General features: G+C 62.9%; 15 protein-coding genes and 2 tRNA genes. 11 read left to right on the top strand and 6 right to left on the bottom strand.

All coding sequences use genetic code 11. The features are described from left to right. The first annotated feature begins 286 nt into the window (after positions 1–286). Complete coding sequence (locus ACFWW9_RS19610) at positions 287–3,526, top strand: NACHT domain-containing protein (RefSeq protein WP_390379386.1); 3,240 nt, start codon at positions 287–289, stop codon at positions 3,524–3,526. A gap of 91 nt (positions 3,527–3,617) precedes the next feature. Here ACFWW9_RS19610 and ACFWW9_RS19605 read toward each other — a convergent pair whose 3' ends face one another. Beyond that, positions 3,618–4,823, bottom strand: a complete 1,206-nt coding sequence (locus tag ACFWW9_RS19605) for a helix-turn-helix domain-containing protein (RefSeq protein WP_390379383.1) — start codon at positions 4,821–4,823, stop codon at positions 3,618–3,620. Between the two features lie 134 nt (positions 4,824–4,957). On the opposite strand from ACFWW9_RS19605, the gene ACFWW9_RS19600 reads away from it, so the two are divergent. Continuing rightward, on the top strand, positions 4,958–5,215 hold the full coding sequence (locus ACFWW9_RS19600; protein WP_390379380.1) for a hypothetical protein: 258 nt from the start codon (positions 4,958–4,960) through the stop codon (positions 5,213–5,215). Between the two features lie 74 nt (positions 5,216–5,289). Here the strand turns inward: ACFWW9_RS19600 and ACFWW9_RS19595 are convergent, their stop codons facing one another. Further along, positions 5,290–5,733 carry a GntR family transcriptional regulator gene (locus ACFWW9_RS19595; RefSeq protein ID WP_390379377.1) on the bottom strand — a complete coding sequence of 148 codons (444 nt, stop codon included), beginning with the start codon at positions 5,731–5,733 and terminating at the stop codon, positions 5,290–5,292. Between the two features lie 162 nt (positions 5,734–5,895). Between ACFWW9_RS19595 and ACFWW9_RS19590 the strand changes: the two genes are divergently transcribed. The 8 genes from ACFWW9_RS19590 (at position 5,896) to ACFWW9_RS19555 (ending at position 12,306) form a co-directional block, all read left to right on the top strand. Then, positions 5,896–6,309 (top strand): hypothetical protein, encoded by a 414-nt coding sequence (locus ACFWW9_RS19590; protein ID WP_390379375.1) that lies wholly within the window; start codon positions 5,896–5,898, stop codon positions 6,307–6,309. A gap of 10 nt (positions 6,310–6,319) precedes the next feature. After that, positions 6,320–6,646 (top strand): hypothetical protein, encoded by a 327-nt coding sequence (locus tag ACFWW9_RS19585; protein WP_390379372.1) that lies wholly within the window; start codon positions 6,320–6,322, stop codon positions 6,644–6,646. Next, positions 6,643–7,038, top strand: a complete 396-nt coding sequence (locus ACFWW9_RS19580) for a helix-turn-helix domain-containing protein (RefSeq protein WP_390379369.1) — start codon at positions 6,643–6,645, stop codon at positions 7,036–7,038. Before ACFWW9_RS19585 ends, ACFWW9_RS19580 begins: the two co-directional genes overlap by 4 nt. 497 nt (positions 7,039–7,535) lie before the next feature. Further along, positions 7,536–7,754, top strand: coding sequence for a hypothetical protein (locus tag ACFWW9_RS19575; RefSeq protein ID WP_390379366.1), 219 nt, complete (start codon positions 7,536–7,538; stop codon positions 7,752–7,754). Next, on the top strand, positions 7,754–9,244 hold the full coding sequence (locus ACFWW9_RS19570) for an FtsK/SpoIIIE domain-containing protein (RefSeq protein ID WP_390379363.1): 1,491 nt from the start codon (positions 7,754–7,756) through the stop codon (positions 9,242–9,244). Before ACFWW9_RS19575 ends, ACFWW9_RS19570 begins: the two co-directional genes overlap by 1 nt. 71 nt (positions 9,245–9,315) lie before the next feature. Further along, on the top strand, positions 9,316–10,929 hold the full coding sequence (locus ACFWW9_RS19565; RefSeq protein ID WP_390379360.1) for a replication initiator: 1,614 nt from the start codon (positions 9,316–9,318) through the stop codon (positions 10,927–10,929). A 16-nt stretch (positions 10,930–10,945) separates the two neighbouring features. Then, positions 10,946–11,140, top strand: a complete 195-nt coding sequence (locus ACFWW9_RS19560) for an excisionase family DNA-binding protein (protein ID WP_390379357.1) — start codon at positions 10,946–10,948, stop codon at positions 11,138–11,140. Continuing rightward, positions 11,140–12,306 (top strand): tyrosine-type recombinase/integrase, encoded by a 1,167-nt coding sequence (locus ACFWW9_RS19555; RefSeq protein WP_390379354.1) that lies wholly within the window; start codon positions 11,140–11,142, stop codon positions 12,304–12,306. Before ACFWW9_RS19560 ends, ACFWW9_RS19555 begins: the two co-directional genes overlap by 1 nt. Before the next feature lie 94 nt (positions 12,307–12,400). Here the strand turns inward: ACFWW9_RS19555 and ACFWW9_RS19550 are convergent. Further along, a tRNA-Gly gene (locus ACFWW9_RS19550) sits at positions 12,401–12,471 on the bottom strand. A gap of 61 nt (positions 12,472–12,532) precedes the next feature. Between ACFWW9_RS19550 and ACFWW9_RS19545 the strand changes: the two genes are divergently transcribed. Next, positions 12,533–12,606: transfer RNA gene (locus ACFWW9_RS19545), tRNA-Pro, on the top strand. A gap of 47 nt (positions 12,607–12,653) precedes the next feature. Here the strand turns inward: ACFWW9_RS19545 and ACFWW9_RS19540 are convergent. The 3 genes from ACFWW9_RS19540 to ACFWW9_RS19530 all read right to left on the bottom strand — a co-directional run bounded on the left by ACFWW9_RS19540 (position 12,654) and on the right by ACFWW9_RS19530 (position 16,980). Then, positions 12,654–12,785 (bottom strand): hypothetical protein, encoded by a 132-nt coding sequence (locus ACFWW9_RS19540; protein WP_390379351.1) that lies wholly within the window; start codon positions 12,783–12,785, stop codon positions 12,654–12,656. 136 nt (positions 12,786–12,921) lie between these two features. Next, a complete protein-coding gene (locus ACFWW9_RS19535; protein ID WP_390379349.1) occupies positions 12,922–15,846 on the bottom strand; it encodes an alpha-mannosidase in 2,925 nt (974 codons plus the stop codon). Continuing rightward, the gene (locus ACFWW9_RS19530) at positions 15,847–16,980 is read right to left on the bottom strand and encodes a glycosyl hydrolase (protein WP_390379346.1); all 1,134 of its coding nucleotides are present in this window, start codon (positions 16,978–16,980) and stop codon (positions 15,847–15,849) included. Between the last annotated feature and the right edge of the window lie 11 nt (positions 16,981–16,991).

Below are 16,991 nucleotides of genomic sequence, written 5' to 3'. Positions count from 1 at the left end.
CCGACCATGCGCGCGATCGTCCTGACCTGGTGCTGCCGCCAGATAGGTCTGTGCGCTGTCTGTGGTGGCGCGCTGCCCAGCCGCGTCGGGGCCGCGCCGCCCGGCCAGCCGACGCAGCGAAGCGGAGGTCGGCTAGGCCGGGACGGATGCGTGCCCACGCTGGTAGGTGCCAGGCCCAGAGCGCGCCGCCGCAGGCGGCGTGCCTTGATCCCATAGAGCACGGTTCGGCAGTTTCTCGAATAGTCGCACAGGTAACGCGCGGTCGGGGTTACGCGATGCTACTTCTATGAGTCGACAAGCCGTATCCTACGCAAAAGCAGCCAAACTTTTGGGTGGAGAGAGCAAGGTGCTAAGTGCAATTGACAAGCTCTCAAGTTTGGGATTGGCCGTAGGGGCGGTAGCGGGAGTTCCTGCCTTGTTAGGACTTTTTGGACCCAAGAATGATATTTTACGTCATGCTCAGCAAGTTTGGCCTGAAGTACAGAAAAAGCTTTCTGGTGAAAGGGATGCACGTGTCAGAACAGAGCGTCTGCTTGCGGCACACTCTGTACTGGCTATGAGTGCGTATTTTGAAGCATTTGACGATCTAGATCTTGGGTTGGATATTAAATCCTTAGAACTGGATAAGCGCGGATACACCTACCTTGCTGGCGGCGACGAATCCTCTTCTCATCTGCTGAGTCTCGCTGAGATCTTTTTGGACGCCGAGATACCAGCACCCTCGGCGGCGTTTCCTTTTGAGGAAAACCGTAAAAGGCTGGAATCTTTCTACTTAACTTTATCCGTCAAATTTGTTGAGCTCCTCAAGGGGCTCGAAGTGCATGAAATTCTTGATTCTACTAAATTTGACCGGATTTCCAAGACCATGACAAAGCAAGTTCCGAGCTTTGCATTGCATAAATATGATTCGTTGTTTCTTAAGCTTGCATCGCAATTTCAAGAGTTTTTTATCTGGTCAAATCTGTATGACCATCAAGCTACTCGTGAATATGTTCGTGGTTTGCACAATGAATCGTCAAAAAGGCTTGACGAAATGTTTGTCAAGCTAAGTGGTTTGCAAAGTAGTTTCGGAGCAGTGGAGCAAATCTTGAGCTCCACATATAAAGGCAACGCTGAATATGCTCAATCGAGCTTGGCGATCAAATATATGGCTGAATTGGATTGGCCTCTAGTTGATCGTGATAGTGTCACATTGGAATCCAATATTAAGTTTCCACGAGTCCTTGATGGTTACGTTAATCCTAGTTGTCGGGTGACTCAGGTTGAAGAGGAAGGTAATCCAAGGCTCGGGTATGAGTCTTGGTGGGATAGTCTTGAGCAGATCAGCGACGTGCAATTTGCCCTTGCCGGATTAGTGAGCAATTTTGAGTCGCCGATTGTGATTCTCGGGCAGCCTGGAGTAGGTAAGTCACTATTGACTAAAGTTTTTGCCGCTAGGCTATCTGGTTCTGGCTATTTGTGTGTGAGAGTTGAACTGCGGCACGTATCTCCCAATGCGCCGATACAACGCCAGATAGAAGAAGGTCTTCACCGTATTACAGGTGAATCTACAACGTGGCTAGATTTAGTTAGGGTAAATCCAGAAGTTCCATGTGTGATCCTGCTCGATGGCTTGGATGAGCTTATTCAAAGCACTAGAGCCAACAGGTCAGACTACCTGGAACTCGTGCAGGAGTTTCAAGAAAGAGAACTTGGGTTTGGCAGGCCGGTAACGGCAATTGTTACAAGTAGAACGATTGTTGCTAACAGTACGCGCTTTCCAAAAGGATCCTTTGTCATTCGTTTGGACTCATTCTCGGATAATCAGGTCGAACTTTGGCTTACTGCCTGGAATAGGGCTAATCGGTCACTTTTTTCTTTTGGTAAAGTTGAACCGCTTACGTGTGAAGCGGCGCTTCGCAATGGGGATTTGGCAAGGCAACCCCTTCTGCTACTGATGCTTGCAATCTATGATGCTGACGGTAACTTGCTTCAGAGAAGATCTGCAAATCTAAGCAGATCTGATTTGTATGAGAAACTTCTTTCTAGATTTTCCCAGCGTGAAGTGATTTCTCGTGATGGGGGCGCAAGGCTGCCGGAAGATAAAATCCGGCAAATAGTCGAGCGAGAACTGTACCGGCTTTCCGTGGCTGCGATCGCCATGTTTAACCGGGGTCGGCAATGGGTCTCAGTTGATGAGCTCAACAATGACTTTGCGGTTCTCATGCCTTCAGAGATGGAGGTTAGCTATCAAGTTGGTGAGGGTTTTCATTCGACTTTGTCAGAGGCTGAAGTAACTTTTGGAAGATTCTTTTTTGTTTGCGAGGCGAAATCAAAATCTGATCAAAGCAGTCGGACATATGAATTTCTCCATCCTACATTTGGTGAATATCTTGTCGCTCGATATGTGCTAAAAGCGATAACGAGTTTGGACGCGCGTAGGAGGTTGGCAGAATACGACTTTACTTCGTCAAATTCGAAATTGGAATATGGACTTCTGTTTTCCCTGACTGCTTATGCCAGCTTGGCCGAGCGTGCTCCCGTAGTAAGTTTCTTGGAGCAGCTTGTAAGAGCTATGGAGCCAAGCGAAAGGGCATCTTCTCTTCGCTCATTGAAAATTCTGTTTCTTTCCTCTCAGAATCTTCACCAGCAGCATTCGTATCAAGGCTACCGTCCGATGGATACTACATTGGTTGCGCAGCTTGCATTCTTTGCCTCCAACATAGTTCTGCTAATTGTCGTTTTTTCCGTGGGGCCAGTATTTATTTCTGAAATCATGTCGAGTAATGATCGCTGCGTGGACGAGTGGCGCTCTTTGTTGCAATACTGGAAGTCGCAGATGGCAGGTAATTCTTGGTTTAGCTACATTGAATTACTTTCTATGCAACGTATTGTTCGTCGTAAGGGGGATCGTGATATTTTACTTTCCATTGGTGGTAATCAATACAATTCGAAAGGTTTGGCTTCGGATCTTGAAGAAGACTATGAACTTCGTTGGGAGTCAAGTATTAGCTCGCCGGATTTGAGTGCCAAGGTGGATTACATTCGAATGGAGCACGGGTGGGCTGGTGTGCTAAAGAGCACCTTGGTTTGTGCTGATGAGATAGTTTTTGTTCTTGCTAATATGGTTGCGCCGGCTATCGAGGTTAGATCAAGCATTTTGAGCGTTTTTCCGAGGGGGGAGGGAGTCGGCACTTCCACTGGAGTTAACTCATTAATGTCCCTACTTCTACTCCGTTCAGACTGTGAGGATTTTGAGCGCGAGGCTGCCTATCTTGAAATGATCAATGTAATTCCTTATTTGAACGGTAAGGTGGATGGTCGGATATTTACTTGTGTTCTTCTTCTGCTTGAAAGCGATGCAAGATTTCTATCTGCTGAATTTGTCGAAGAATGGCTTACTCTATTGATTGAGTCAACTTACGGGAGTGGATTTTTGACTGAAGTTGGAGATTTTGTCAAGAAAATTTTTGCAGAAGATGAAGTTAGAAAAGATCGGGTCATGAGGAAATATATTGACGCTTTGGTCATTTCGGACGATGAATAGATTAGCCTGACTTATTGTTAGTATTTCAGCCAGTTTTCGAGCCTGCTTTCCTGGATGAATCTTGAAGATTTCGTGCTATCCGTATTTCTCCTCAGTGATTTGGGGGTGATGTGCGAAATATGGCAAGTTCATCTTTAAGTGACTTGCCTGCAGGGTCATTGCGTGTCAAGTTTTGCAGATTTTCAGTCAACTCGTCAGCAAGCATTTCCAAATGCGTGACTGATTTTCTGTCCGCATTGAATGCCTGATGTGCCCAACTTGCTGCGGCTTCGATGTCGCCGGATTGTAAGGAAGTCACTGCTAGAGTGAGCCGGGCTTCGCTTGCCCTCATTGGACTTCGTTCACTTCCATCTGCTTTGCGTGAAAGCTTCAGGACTGCTTGAGCGTGCTCTGCTGCTTGGTTATTTTCGCCAATCAGTCGGTAGCAGTCCATCGCGTAGAAGTCCCACTTCGTCGGGTCAATCACAAAGTGGTTCTCTGGGCGCAATGGATTTTCATGCTGTCCTAGTGTGCGGTAGCCCTCGTCGAGAATCCGTTGAACCTCAGCACGATTCCCCATCCTGGCGTGAGCTTTTGCAGTCTGCGCGGCGAGTTGCACCGCGACGGACGCGTTCGGCGCTGCCTTGGTCCCAGCTTCGGTGTACTCCGCGACTGAACGCAGGCGGCCTTGAGTGAGGGCGAACCATGCGCTCATCTCGAACGACCACGCCACGATCTCGCCGTGGCCAGCCTCCTTGCCGAGTTGGTAAGCCGCTGTCCTGGCGCTCTCCGCGTGGCGTGGCAAGCCGAGGTCGTAGTCAACGCAGCCGATGAGCAGTGTCAACCATCCCGCGATGACCATCAGTTCGCGGTGTTCACGCAGGGTGCTGGGGCCGTTCAGCAGTTGGCCGACGTACTCAAGCTGCAACTGTGCGTCCCTGCGGAGGTCTGCGGCGTTGCGCCAGGCGTACTCGCAGCACAGTTCCTCGGTGATGACGTGGAGCTGGTCGATCGTCTCGCTGCCGATGTCGGTGCGGTGGATCTGGCGCACGATGTCGCTGATCGCCCACGGCGTGTTGACGTCCGTCGCCTTGCCGCCGTTTGCACCCGAAGTGCCCATCGTGTGAGCCTTGATCAGGCTGCCTTGTGCCTGCAAGAGCAAGTCCAGGCGTGTGACGGTGGCTTCATCGGGTGTAAACCGGTTGGTCTCCGCGCGGCTGACTTGGCTTTGGCTCCAGGCTGCTGCCTTGGCTAGGTCGGCTTGGCTGAGGCGTGCTGCCACGCGTAGCCGCTTGAGTGCGTCGCCGAACGTCTCCACCCGCCGTCCCCCATCTGCGCTTATGCGCATGTCATGCGCGCATCGCGCATTTCGTACTCCCTGGCCACCCTAGCGCCGATAGTTCGAGGTGCAGGGTGGTTCACCCTGTCCGCGCGCAGGGAGGGGTCAAGGTCATGAACGTGGTGGTTCGTCCGAGGTTCGGGGACGCGGCTCGGGTTGCCGTGGATGAGGCGGGGCGTCCGCAGCTCGTCGTGGAGTTCGGCGGTGGGCTGTTCGTCGTCCAGGTGGACGGGGAGCCGGGCAGTGTCGAGCTGGCCGCGCAGTTGGCTGAGGGCCTGGCGGACGTCGCCGCGCGGTTCGCTGAACGGTGTCGGGCTTGTCTGCCTGCTCCGGTGGGTCTGTCCGCGGGAGGTTCCGACGAACGGAACTGACCGACCGGCGGGGGTGATCGACACTGGAGGGGAAGCGATGACGCGCAAGGAACAGGTGGACGCCGTGCCTCGGCTCACCGCTGACGAGTGGCGTGAGGTCCGGTCGGCGGTGGCGCGCATCGCGGAACGCTTGGACGACATGACTGCTCGGCTGGACGTGGTGGAGACGCGTCTAGCTGGGCCTCGACAGCGGACAGACGGTCGGCCAGGTGCTGGACCGTCTTCTCCAGGTTGTGGAGCGTCGTGAGGATCTCGGCACCGGTCGCCGGTGACTCCTCGGCGGTGGGGGTGCGGAGCACGAAGACGCCCTTGCCCTGTCGGGACACGACCAGGCCTTCGGTCACGAGGATCTTGATCGACTCGCGGACGGTCATGACGGCGATGCCGTGTTGCTCGGCCAGCTCGGCCAACGTGGGGAGCTGGTCGCCGGGCGCGTACTTGCCTGAGGCGATGGCGTGGCGCAGCTCATCGGCGACTCGTTGGTACGCGGGACGCGCGTCTGCGGCGTCGGTGCTCATGCGGTGACTGTACCGACAGAGCTGTCTGAGACATAGATGTCACCCGATCGGGGCAAGCAAACTGGGAACACAAGTACAACTCATATAGTTAATATGTATGACATGGCCCGAGTGGGCAGGCTCCACGCGGGAGCAGCGGAAGATCAACGGAAGGTGCACAGGATGGCTATCCCAGGTGGTCACAGGTTCCCGATCACGTTCGACGAGTTGTTCCCCGAGGGGTTCTTCGTCATGAGCGTGGATCGGGCGGTGGACTGGGCTGAGGGCGGTAAGAGCAAGCCCGCCGTTTGCAAGATCACCGGGCTGCCGGTGTGGGCGGTGCAGGGGACCGACCCGTCGGCGAAGGGGAAGAACACAGGGCAGGTCGTGAAGATGGCTGCGGCTGTCCAGCCGGTTCCACCGGAGACGTTGGCTGGTACGCCGTTTCGGCCGGCGGCGTTCCGCGGCTTGAAGGTCACGCCGTACGTGCGGGACGGCTGGGTCAACTACACGATCTGGGCCGACGACATGGTCTCGGCGCTGGCTCCGAACCGTGGCGTCAAGGCCGAGTCCAAGCCCGCGCAGAACGCGGCCTGAGGGGGCAGGGATGTTCCTCAAGGCGAAGTTCGAATTGGGTCCGATGGCGCGTGCCGAGATCGCCAGTGATCCGGACACGGGTAGCTACGCGTTGCGGCTCAAGCTTGATCCGGGCGTCATGGTGATCACGGCTGCGGCTGGTCCGGACGGGTCACGCGACTTGGCGGTGTTCATGTCCGCGCTGTCCAGGGAAACGGCGCTGCTGGCGGTGGCGCTGGACCCGACGCTGCCCACTCGCGAGATGCGGGCTAACGGTGATGGTCCGACGCAAGGCACGCTGACGCGCTGGTTCAGCCAGTCCGGCGCGGGCGGATTCGGTCCGGAGGTCGGGCAGTGATCCGGCCCAGCGTCAGTCCGCAACGCGCCGTCTACCAGCAAGTGCTCGGTGCGCATCTGCGGGAACTTCGCAAGCAGCGCGGCTTTCGGGGCACGGAACTGGTGCGGCGGTCTGGTGTGTCCACGGCCCTGGTTTGCAAGGTGGAGAAGGGGTTTCGGGGACCGTCTGCGGAGAGTTTGGCCGCACTCTGCGAGGCGCTTGAGGTGGACATGCTCGACCTGTTGGCGGAGGTCGGGGAAGCCCATCGGCGGGCCTGCAACCCGGACGGCGCGGTGACCGTGTCCGCGTACCTGCGGCGGATGGACGGCCTGGCCTTGTTCGCTGGTCTTCCGGATGGCTGCTTGCCCGGTGGGCCGGTCGAAATGGCCAGTTCGGAGGCCGTGTCGATATGAAGCCGGTCCGGGGCGGGAGTGACTTCGTGAGGGCCTCGCCCGCTCCGGACCTCCCACAACCCACGTGAGTGGAGGTGGTGCCAGTGAGGTTACGTGCCTGCGTGGCTCGCTGGAAATGGAGGAACGGACGTTCGGCGGTGGACCCGGACAGCGGGCGGGTTCGCGTGACGTGGCTGCGCTGCTCGTGGTGCTCGGACGGCGGCTGGATGCGGATCGACATACCGCTCGCTGTGCCCGTACTGCAAGGCCTACGAGGAGCAGCGCGCCTGAGTTGAACGTGATCGACAACTGAACACAACTCGTTGACGTCGTCGCGGGGGAACAGTCCAAGTCTTGGCGGGCCTGACTGTTCCCCGGCGACTTCGTCGACTCGAACAACCGTGCATTCGTTGGGACACAAGGGAGTTCGCGTCATGTCAAGCGTAGTCAGTGGTGGGGGTGGCACGTCAAGTCCGCGCGTTGGCACTTCCGAGTGGAAGCGTGCGGCGTGGGAATCGATGATCGCCGCCAAGCAGACCGTGAGCACCTACGTGGTGATGCTCGACGGCGGCGAACTGGTGACGGTCGAGCTGTCGGCGGCACAGGCTGAGGGCTATGAGTGCGTGAGCTGTCGGGCTCGGTGCTCCACGGGTTCCGGAGCTTTCCGGCCGGTCGGACACATTCCCTCGGCGGGCAGCGTGTTCCGGTGCGTGGCCTGCTTGGACGGTGATGCCTGATGAACGGCAACCGTTGGGTTGATCCGGCTCCGTTCGAGGGCTACCGGCCGCGTGTGCCGTGGTGGACGTTGCTGCCTGGTCGGGTCAAGTGGATCGCGTTGCCGTTCATGCTGGCGTTCCTCGCGGCCTGGGTGCTCGTGCGCCTGGTGCTCGTTGTCGTTCGCTACCCGGTGGTCACGCTGGTGCCGTTGTCGGCGCTGTGGTTCTACGGCCGGTTCGGGCTCTCGCCGCTGGTCCTGGCGCTGCTGGCGCTGGTCGCCGCTCTGGTGTTGTGGGCGGGGATCGACCTGCCGTCGTTCCTGCGGCACTGCTGGTTCCGGCTGCTGACGGAGTGGCGTCGGGCGACGGTCTATGTGCCTCGATGGCGGACCACTGTGCGGCTGGCGGATCTGACGAAGTCCAGTCGCGGCAAGGAACATCGACCCCGTCTGCGTCGTGTGCGCTCGGAGGGGTGGTGGGACCGGGTTCGGGTGCGGATGATCCCTGCCCAGTCGCCGGACGTGTGGGAGCTGCGCCGTGACGGCCTGGCCCACGCCTTCGGTGCCCAGTCGTGTCGGGTCCGGGTGCTCAAGCCCCGCGTGGTGGAGCTGGACTTCGTGCACTCCGACCCGCTGGCACGACCGATTGGCGTTCCCGCGCTGGTCAGAGGGGGTCAGTCCGCGGTTGACCTCAAGAAAGTCCAGGTCGGCGTCACGGAGACCGGCAAGCGGTGGTCGCTGCGGCTGCTGGGCAATCAGCTGCTTGGGGTCGGGGTGCAGGGTGCCGGTAAGGGGTCGCTGTTGTGGTCGATCGTGTGGGCGTTGGCGCCTGCGGTGAAGGCCGGTGTTGTGCGCTTGGTGGGCATCGATCCCAAAGGTGGGATGGAGCTGGGCCAGTGCCCGGACGCGTTCGAACGCCTGGTTTTCGACAACGGCCTGGAGGCGGTCGAGCTGCTGGAAGTCCTGGCCGGTGAGGTCAAGGAACGGGCGGCGCGGTATCGGGGTGTGCGGCGGTTGTGGGCTCGGGGCGTCGGTGAGCCGTTCACGTTGATCGTGATCGACGAACTGGCCGACCTGGTCGCTTACCAGCCGGACAAGAACCTGCGAGAGCGGGCAGTGCGGGCGCTGCAAACGATCACTTCGCAGGGGCGTGCACCCGGCTATGCGGTCCTCGGCTTGGTGCAGGACCCGCGCAAGGAAGTGGTGGCGTTCCGGCACCTGTTCGGGACGCGTGTGGCGCTGCGGCTGGATGAGCCACAGCAGGTGGACATGGTTCTTGGCGAGGGTGTGCGGCAGAAGGGCGCTGCGGCTCATGAGATCAGTGAGAACACCCCCGGCGTGGCGTGGGTGAAGACCGATGGCAAGGGCGCACCGGAGCGGGCTCGGGCCTTCCACGTCACCGACTCCGATCTGGTGGAGCTGTCGCTGTTCTTCTCGACCCCGGACGCGACCGTGCACGCGTTCCCGTCCCGTCCCGATGGTGGCAACACGAGCGGAGGTGTAGCAGCGTGAATGACTCCACTGTGGACATAGAAGACGTTGGTATCACTGTGATTCCGGCCGTCCCGCTCGATATCGCGGGGATGACGTCGGCTGAGCGGGCACGGCTGCCGCTGTCGCTGGACGTGGTCAAGGCCGCCGCTGAGGCACACGGCGTGTGTACCCGGCCGGTGATGCGGGAAGTGGTCGACCTCGACACGTACGCGGTCCGGATCGTCGCCGTGCGGTGCAACTCCACGCAGGCGACCAAGTGCCCCGCGTGTGCGGATCGGAACCGGAAGTCTCGGATGGCGCAGTGTCGGGAAGGCTGGCACCTCGACGCTGAACCGGTGGCCGAACGCGAGATGCCCAACGATGCGCAGATCGCTGTGGCGACCGTGCGGGCTGATCTGACGACCGAGTACCGCCAGGCACAGGCCGGGGGTGATCCGGTGCTCCTGGAAGACCTCCGCGACGGCATCCGGGACGCTGACGCGGACCTGCGTACCGAGGGCGTGCGAGGCAACCTCCCGGCCGTCGAACGTCCGGCCAAGTCCACCGCGAATCGGTCGACCAAGCGTCGGCAGGACTCGCCGAACCTGCCTCGGCGCAAGGTCGACAAGCGCACGGTTGGCCGGGAGTTCGCGGGCAAGTACCGGCCGTCGACCTTCATCACGCTCACGCTCGACACCTACGGCAAGGTCCGCGCGGACTCGACCCCGGTCGATCCGAGCACCTATGACTACCGGCGGGCGGCTCGGGACGCGGTGCACTTCGCGTCACTGGTGGACCGGTGGTGGCAGAACCTGCGGCGGGTCGTGGGCTTCGACGCGCAGTACTTCGGGACCGTGGAGCCGCAGAAGCGGATCACCCCGCACGCGCACTTCGCCGTTCGGGGCTCGATCCCGCACAAGGTCGTCCAGGCGGTCACGGCCGCCACCTACCTCCAGGTGTGGTGGCCCGCCCATGACGAGATCACGTACGCGGGTGAGAAGCGGCCGGTGTGGGACTCGCGGATCTCCCAGTTCGTCGACCCCGACACCAACGCACCCCTGACGACATGGGAGGACGCGGTAGCCGCCCTAGACGAACCGGCACACGTGGTCGAGTTCGGCCGCCAAGTGCACTCAAAAGGGATCTTGGGCGGTACCGAGGAAGCCGGACGGCACATCGGCTACCTCACGAAATACCTGACCAAGTCCATCGCCGAAGTCGTCGACACCGACGCCTCTCCTCGCCAGGCCGACCACGCCGACCGCTTGGCGGCCGAACTCGCCGTTACCCCGTGCTCGGAACGGTGCGCGGTCTGGCTGCTCTACGGGGTCCAGCCGCGCAAGGTCACCTCCCGGATGACTCCGGGGCACTGCAAGGGAAAGGCCCACCGTCGCGACACGTTGGGCCTGCCCGGTCGGCGGGTGCTGGTGTCACGGCGGTGGTCAGGCAAGACCCTGGCCGAGCACAAGCAGGACCGGGCCGCGTTCGTCCGCGAAGCACTGGAAGCCGCGGGAATGTCCAAGCCCGAACCGGACCGCACACGACTGCGCTGGGGACCCGTCCAGGCCGGTGACCCGCACGTCCCCAGTCGGGTCGAGCTGCTCATGCAAATGATCTCGCAACGGCTCACGTGGAAGGCCGAATACGCGCGGGCGCAGGAAGTCCTAGCGGTCCTGCCGCGACCCGCGCCCGATGTTTCAGCAACTCCGTCCGCAGCAGCCTGAACAGGGGGGATGTGTCATGAAAGAGCACTTCACGGTGCCGGAAGCGGCGGAGTACATGAACACCACGGTCCGCTTCGTCCGGCGTCTGATCGCGGAACGGCGGATCGCTTTCCATCACCTCGGGCGGCACGTCCGGCTGAAGCGGATCGATGTTGACCAGTTCATCAATTCGGGCCGCGTTGAGCCCGTCACACGTTGGAAGGCTGCCTGATGGCGAACAAGAAGAACCACCGTCAGTTCGGGTTCATCCGCAAGCTTCCGTCCGGGCGGTACCAGGCCAGCTACCTCGGTCCGGATGGCTTGCGGCGCAATGCTCCGGAAACCTTTGCCACCAAAGCGGATGCGGCTGCCTGGTTGTCCACTGTGGAGGCTGATCTGCTCCGTGGTGAGTGGATCGACCCGATGATGGGCAAGATCACCTTGGCCGATTTCGGTATCCGGTGGATCAAGGAAAGGCAGCTCGGCGTCCGGACGCGGGAGGAGTACGCGCGACTGTTCCGCAACCACCTTGATCCCTTCCTTGGTGGCAAGGCGCTGGGAGACATCTCCACGGAGACCGTGCGGTCCTGGCGGCGTCACCTGCTCGACAACGGGCGGTCCGACAGCACTTCAGCAAAGGCCTACCGGCTGCTTCGGGCGATTTTGAACACGGCGTTCGACGACAACCGGATCAAGCGCAACCCGTGCCGGATCAAGGGTGCTGACCAGGAGAAGGCTCCGGAACGGCCGATCGCGACCGTGAAGCAGGTTTTCGCCCTCTCGGACGCTGTCGCGCCACGGTTCCGGGTGTTCATCCTTGCGGCGGCGTTCACGGGGCTGCGCTGGGGTGAGCTGATCGCGCTGCGGCGGTGTGACGTCGACCTGGACGCCGGCACGGTGCGGGTGCCTCGTCGGCTGGCGCAGCTCAATTCCGGGCAGCTCGTGGAAGGGCCGACCAAGTCCGCTGCCGGGTTCCGCACCGTGGCCATGCCCTCGATCATCGTGCCCGACTTTCGACGTCACCTGATGGCGTTCGTGCTGTCCGGGACCGAAGCGTTGATCTTCACGGGGGAGAAGGGCGCACCTCTGAAGCGGGGGAACTGGCACAAGTCGGTGAAGTGGATCGTGACCGTGGCCAAGGTTGAGTTGCCCAAGGGCTTCCACTTCCACGACCTGCGGCACACGGGCAACAACCTGGCGGCGGCTTCCGGGGCGAGTACTCGTGAGCTGATGCACCGGATGGGGCACGGCAGCATGAGGGCGGCGCTGATCTACCAGCACGCCACAAGCGAGCGTGACCAGGAGATAGCCGACTCGCTGAGTGCTCGGGTCCAGGCTGCCAGGGACGGCGAAGGGGCACGCCAGGAAGCCTCGGACGGAGAAGACGCAGGTGGCTAATCGCACGTTAATCGCACGGCGGGTCTGAAGACGGCGGAAGGGGTGCCTCCCAAGATCGGGAGACACCCCTTCTGACCTGCTAAGACAAGCTAAGAGCGGGTGACCGGGATCGAACCGGCATGACCAGCTTGGAAGGCTGGGGCTCTACCATTGAGCTACACCCGCGTTCGCCCTCTGGGGGAGGGCGCGGAAATAGCTTAGCGTGTCGCGCTAAGCTACGGGTGACCGGGGCGTGGCGCAGCTTGGTAGCGCACCCGCTTTGGGAGCGGGGGGTCGCAGGTTCAAATCCTGTCGCCCCGACGGTTGCCCCTGACCAGCCATGACGGTGGTCAGGGGCGTTTTTCGTCTTACGGGTGGAGCAGGCGCTGCCACCACGGTCTGGTGGGTTTGCGCAGCAGCCTGGACTGGCGGGCGTCGGTGCGCAGGGCGCACTGGCGGTACTCGACCTCTGCCTTGAGCGACTCGGGTGTCCACTCCATGTGACCCATCTCCTCTGGTGGTGTGGTGTCCACGGTCGTGCTGAGGAGGGCCGGGTCGCATCGGAGGGTCACGTGGTTCGGTGACGCGGATCCCGCACCCGGAGGGGTAAGGGATCCGCGTCCACGGGGTAAGGGGCTATCGGGTCAGGCGCAGGGTGAGGACCTGGAACGGGCGTAGTTCTAGGTCGGTGGACGCGTCTGTCAGGGGGCGTTCGAGCAGGTCGGTTTCCACCACGTGTGCCACCGGGAACGAGGTGTTGAGGGTGGCTCGGGCTCGGCCGCCCAGGGATTCGTAGAGTCGGACTACCACGTCACCTGAGCGGTCGTCGGCCAGTTTGACCGCCTCGACCACGACCGCGGGGTTGTCCACGGACACCAGTGGCGGCACCTCCTGGAGGCCGTGGACCTCGCGGTGCGGGAGGTTGATCCGGTAGCCCGCGGCGACCGCCTCGGGGATGCCCGCGCCGACCACGAGCGCGTGGCGGAAGCGGTGCGTGCCCTGGTCGGTCTGGGGGTCGGGGAACCTCGGGGCGCGGAGCAGGGAGAGCCTGACGGTGGTCGTGGTGCCGCCGTCGTCACGGGTCGTGCGGGTCACGTCGTGGCCGTAGGTCGAGTCGTTCGCCAGCGCCACGCCGTAGCCCGGTTCGCCGACGTGCAGCCACCGGTGCGCGCAGATCTCGAACTTGGCCGCCTCCCACGAGGTGTTGACGTGGATCGGGCGGTGCAGGTGGCCGAACTGGGTCTCGGCCGTCGACACCTCGGCCCGCACGTCCAGCGGGAACGCCAGTTTCAGCAGCTTCTCGACCTCGTGCCACTCCACCTCGGTGTCGATGTCCACCTGCCGCGCGCCTTCCAGCAGGCGGATGGTCTGGGTGATCGTCGACTTGCCGAACGCCCGCCGCACCAGCAGACCGTCGGTCAACGCCGTCACCTCGCCGTCGGTGAGGTCGACGCGGTTGTTGCGGTAGAAGGGGTCGATGTCCCACGCGTCCCACTGGTTCGGCGTGTCCGCGTGCAGCTGCGGCAGGTTGGCGACCGCGCCGGGCGGCAGGACCTCGCGGGACGCCACCAGGTCGTACACCGACGTCAGCAACCCGTTGGGGGACACGGTGACGCGCAGGAACCCGTTGTCCAGCACGCCGTCGACCGGGGTGACGGGCCGCGGCACGGGCACCGCGCGGGCGCTTGCCGTCAGGGCGTCGAACACCAGCGGCGTCGACCCGGATCCCGCCAGCGCGGCGACCGACCCGTCGATGATCTCGCCCAGTTCGACCGCCACCCGCGCGTAGGTCGCCTCCGCCTCGCGGTGCACCCACGCGATCGAGCTGCCCGGCAGGATGTCGTGGAACTGGTGCAGCAGCACGGTTTTCCACAGCCGGTCGAGGTCGTCGTACGGGTAGGGGACCGCGGAGTCGACGAAGGCCGCCGTCGCCCACAGCTCGGCCTCGCGCAGCAGGTGTTCGCTGCGCCGGTTGCCCTGCTTGGTCCGCGCCTGGGTCGTGTACGTGGCCCGGTGCTTCTCCAGGTACAGCTCGCCGGCCCACACGGGCGCGTTCGGGTACTCGTCCTGCGCCCCCTGGAAGAACGCGGCGGGCGTCTCGATCGTCACGGTCGGCGAGCCTTCGAGGTCCGCCACGCGCTTGGCCGTCTCCAGCATCTCCCGCGTCGGCCCGCCGCCGCCGTCGCCGTACCCGAACGGCACCAGCGATCGCGTCGCCACGGCGTGCTCGGCGAACTGCCTGCTGGCACGGGCCAGTTCCTCGCCGGACAGCGACGAGTTGTACGTGTCCACGGGCGGGAAGTGGGTGAACACCCGACTCCCGTCGATGCCCTCCCACCAGAACGTGTGGTGCGGGAACCGGTTGATCTGGTTCCACGACAGCTTCTGCGTCAGGAACCAGCGAGACCCCGACAGCTTGATCAGCTGGGGGAGCGCGGCGCTGTAGCCGAACGAGTCGGGCAGCCACACCTCCTCGGTCTCCACGCCGAACTCGGCGAGGAAGAACCTCTTGCCGTGCACCAGTTGCCGGGCCATCGCCTCGCCGCCGGGCATGTTCGTGTCCGACTCGACCCACATGCCGCCGACCGGGATGAACTGGCCGCGCGCCACGCGAGCGGAGATCCGCTCGAACACCGCCGGGTGGTGCTCCTTCATCCACGCGTACTGCTGCGCCTGCGAGCAGGCGAACACGAACTCCGGGTACTCGTCCATCAGCGCCGTCACGTTGCTGAACGTCCGCGCGCACTTGCGCACGGTCTCCCGCAGCGGCCACAGCCACGCCGAGTCGATGTGCGCGTGCCCCACGGCCGACACCCGGTGCGCGCTCGCGTTCGCCCGCCGCGACAGCACGTCCACCAGCGCCGACCGGGCGCTGCCCGCGCTGCCCGGCACGTCCTGGAAGTCCAGCAGGTCCAACGACCGGTCCACGGCGTGCAGGATCTTGTGCCGCCGAGGCTCGTGCGACGGCAGCTCGTTCATCAACCCCTGCAACGCCTGGAGGTCCGTGATCAGGTGCCACACCTCGGGGTTGAACACCGCGAGGTCCGCGCGCAGGATCCGGTACAGCGGCTCGGTCCCCGCGGTCGCCTTGTCCCCCAACGGGGTCGGCGCGAACGGCTCGAAGTCCAGGATCGTCGGGTTGCCCGCCGCCTCCAGGTAGTACAGGACCTCCGACCCGGTCACCGGCAGGTGCGTGTTGCGCGGCTCGATGCCCTTCACCGGCTCGCCCGCCGCGGTGTACGCCAGGCCTTCCGCCTGGAAGCCGGGGCCGGGGTGGGTGAACCCGAGGTCCACCACGACCTCCACCTGCAACGACGCCCACTCCGGCGGCACCTGCGCCGACAGCCGGAACCAGCTGGTGCTCCACGGCGGTCCCCACGCGTCCCCGACCCGCGCGGGTTCGTACTCAGCCGCCAGTGCCTCGGCGACCGACACCGGCTCGCCGGGCGCGTGCCACACCGCCAGGTCGACCGGGGTGGCGTGGCTGTAGAGCGCGGGCCGGATCCGTTCGCGCAGGGTCCGGTTCAGCCGCTCTTCCAGTAGCGCGCGTTCGTCGTGCACCTATCGCTCCACTTCGATCGCCGCTCGCACGCCGTCCCGTGCGAGGCCCATCCACTCGTCGAAGAAGGCGCCACCCGGCCCCCACGTCGACCGGTCCCCAGTCAATTTCAGCGTCTCCGTCCGCGCCACCGGAGAAGGTGGGGTCTCCCGCGCCTGGGCCACGATCCGCGCCACGGTCTCGCCCAGCGGTTTCGCCTTGCCCGACGTCGTCAGCAGCCCCAGGTCGTACTCGCGCTCCGGGAAGTCCACCAACGCCCGGTCCACGTCGTGCGAGCACCACCACGTGACGCCCCACAGGTCCTCGCAGGTCAGCACGTTGGCCAGGGTCCGTTCGGCGAACTCCGGCGCGTCCGCCGCGCTGATCTCCGGCTGGGCCGCCCCGAGTTCCTGCAACCACACCGGCCGTCCTGGAGTGCCCCACGCCCTGGCCAGTTCCACGAGGTACTCGGCGTGGTGCGTGCTCTCCACGCTCAACGGCCCGTACCGCTGCGCCGTCCCGTTGAACACCCACGAGTGCACGGTCGTCATCGCGCCGAGCCCCGCCGCGTGCGACGGCTGGAACGGGTGCCCGTCCTCGTACCAGACGGCGTCGTACTCCGAGTGCACGTGCGGCAGCCCCGGAGCGGTCTCGTCGCACACCGCCAGCAGCGACTCCAGCCACCGGGACGCCTCGCGCGGGGTGAGCGGGTTCGACTCGACCAGCAGGTTGGTCTCGTTGCCCAGGGTCATGCCGAGGAAGTTCGGCCGGTCCCGCAGCGCCTCCAGCAGCGTCCGCAGGTAGAACACCTGGCCGGACACCACGTCCGGGTCGGTGAACACGTTGCGGCGGTGCCACGTCTGCACCCACGACGGGTAGAAGTCGAAGCTCGACAGGTGGCCCTGCAAGGCGTCGACCTGCACGTCGAGGCCGTGTTCGAGAGCCGCGTCGACCACGGACACCAGCTGCTCCACGGCCCGCGGCCGCACGAGCCCGCGGTTGGGCTGGAACACCGGCCACAGCGGGAACACCCGCACGTGGTCCACGCCCAGCCCGGCTATCGCGGCGAAGTCGGCCCGGACGGCGTCCAGGTCGAAGTCCAGCCAGTGGTGGAACCATCCTGAGGACGGGGTGTAGTTGACACCGAATCGCAGCAAGGCGTTCCTCT

Source organism: Umezawaea sp. NPDC059074, assembly GCF_042738955.1.
GTDB lineage: Bacteria > Actinomycetota > Actinomycetes > Mycobacteriales > Pseudonocardiaceae > Umezawaea.
This window is presented reverse-complemented; position numbering and strand designations above follow the sequence as displayed.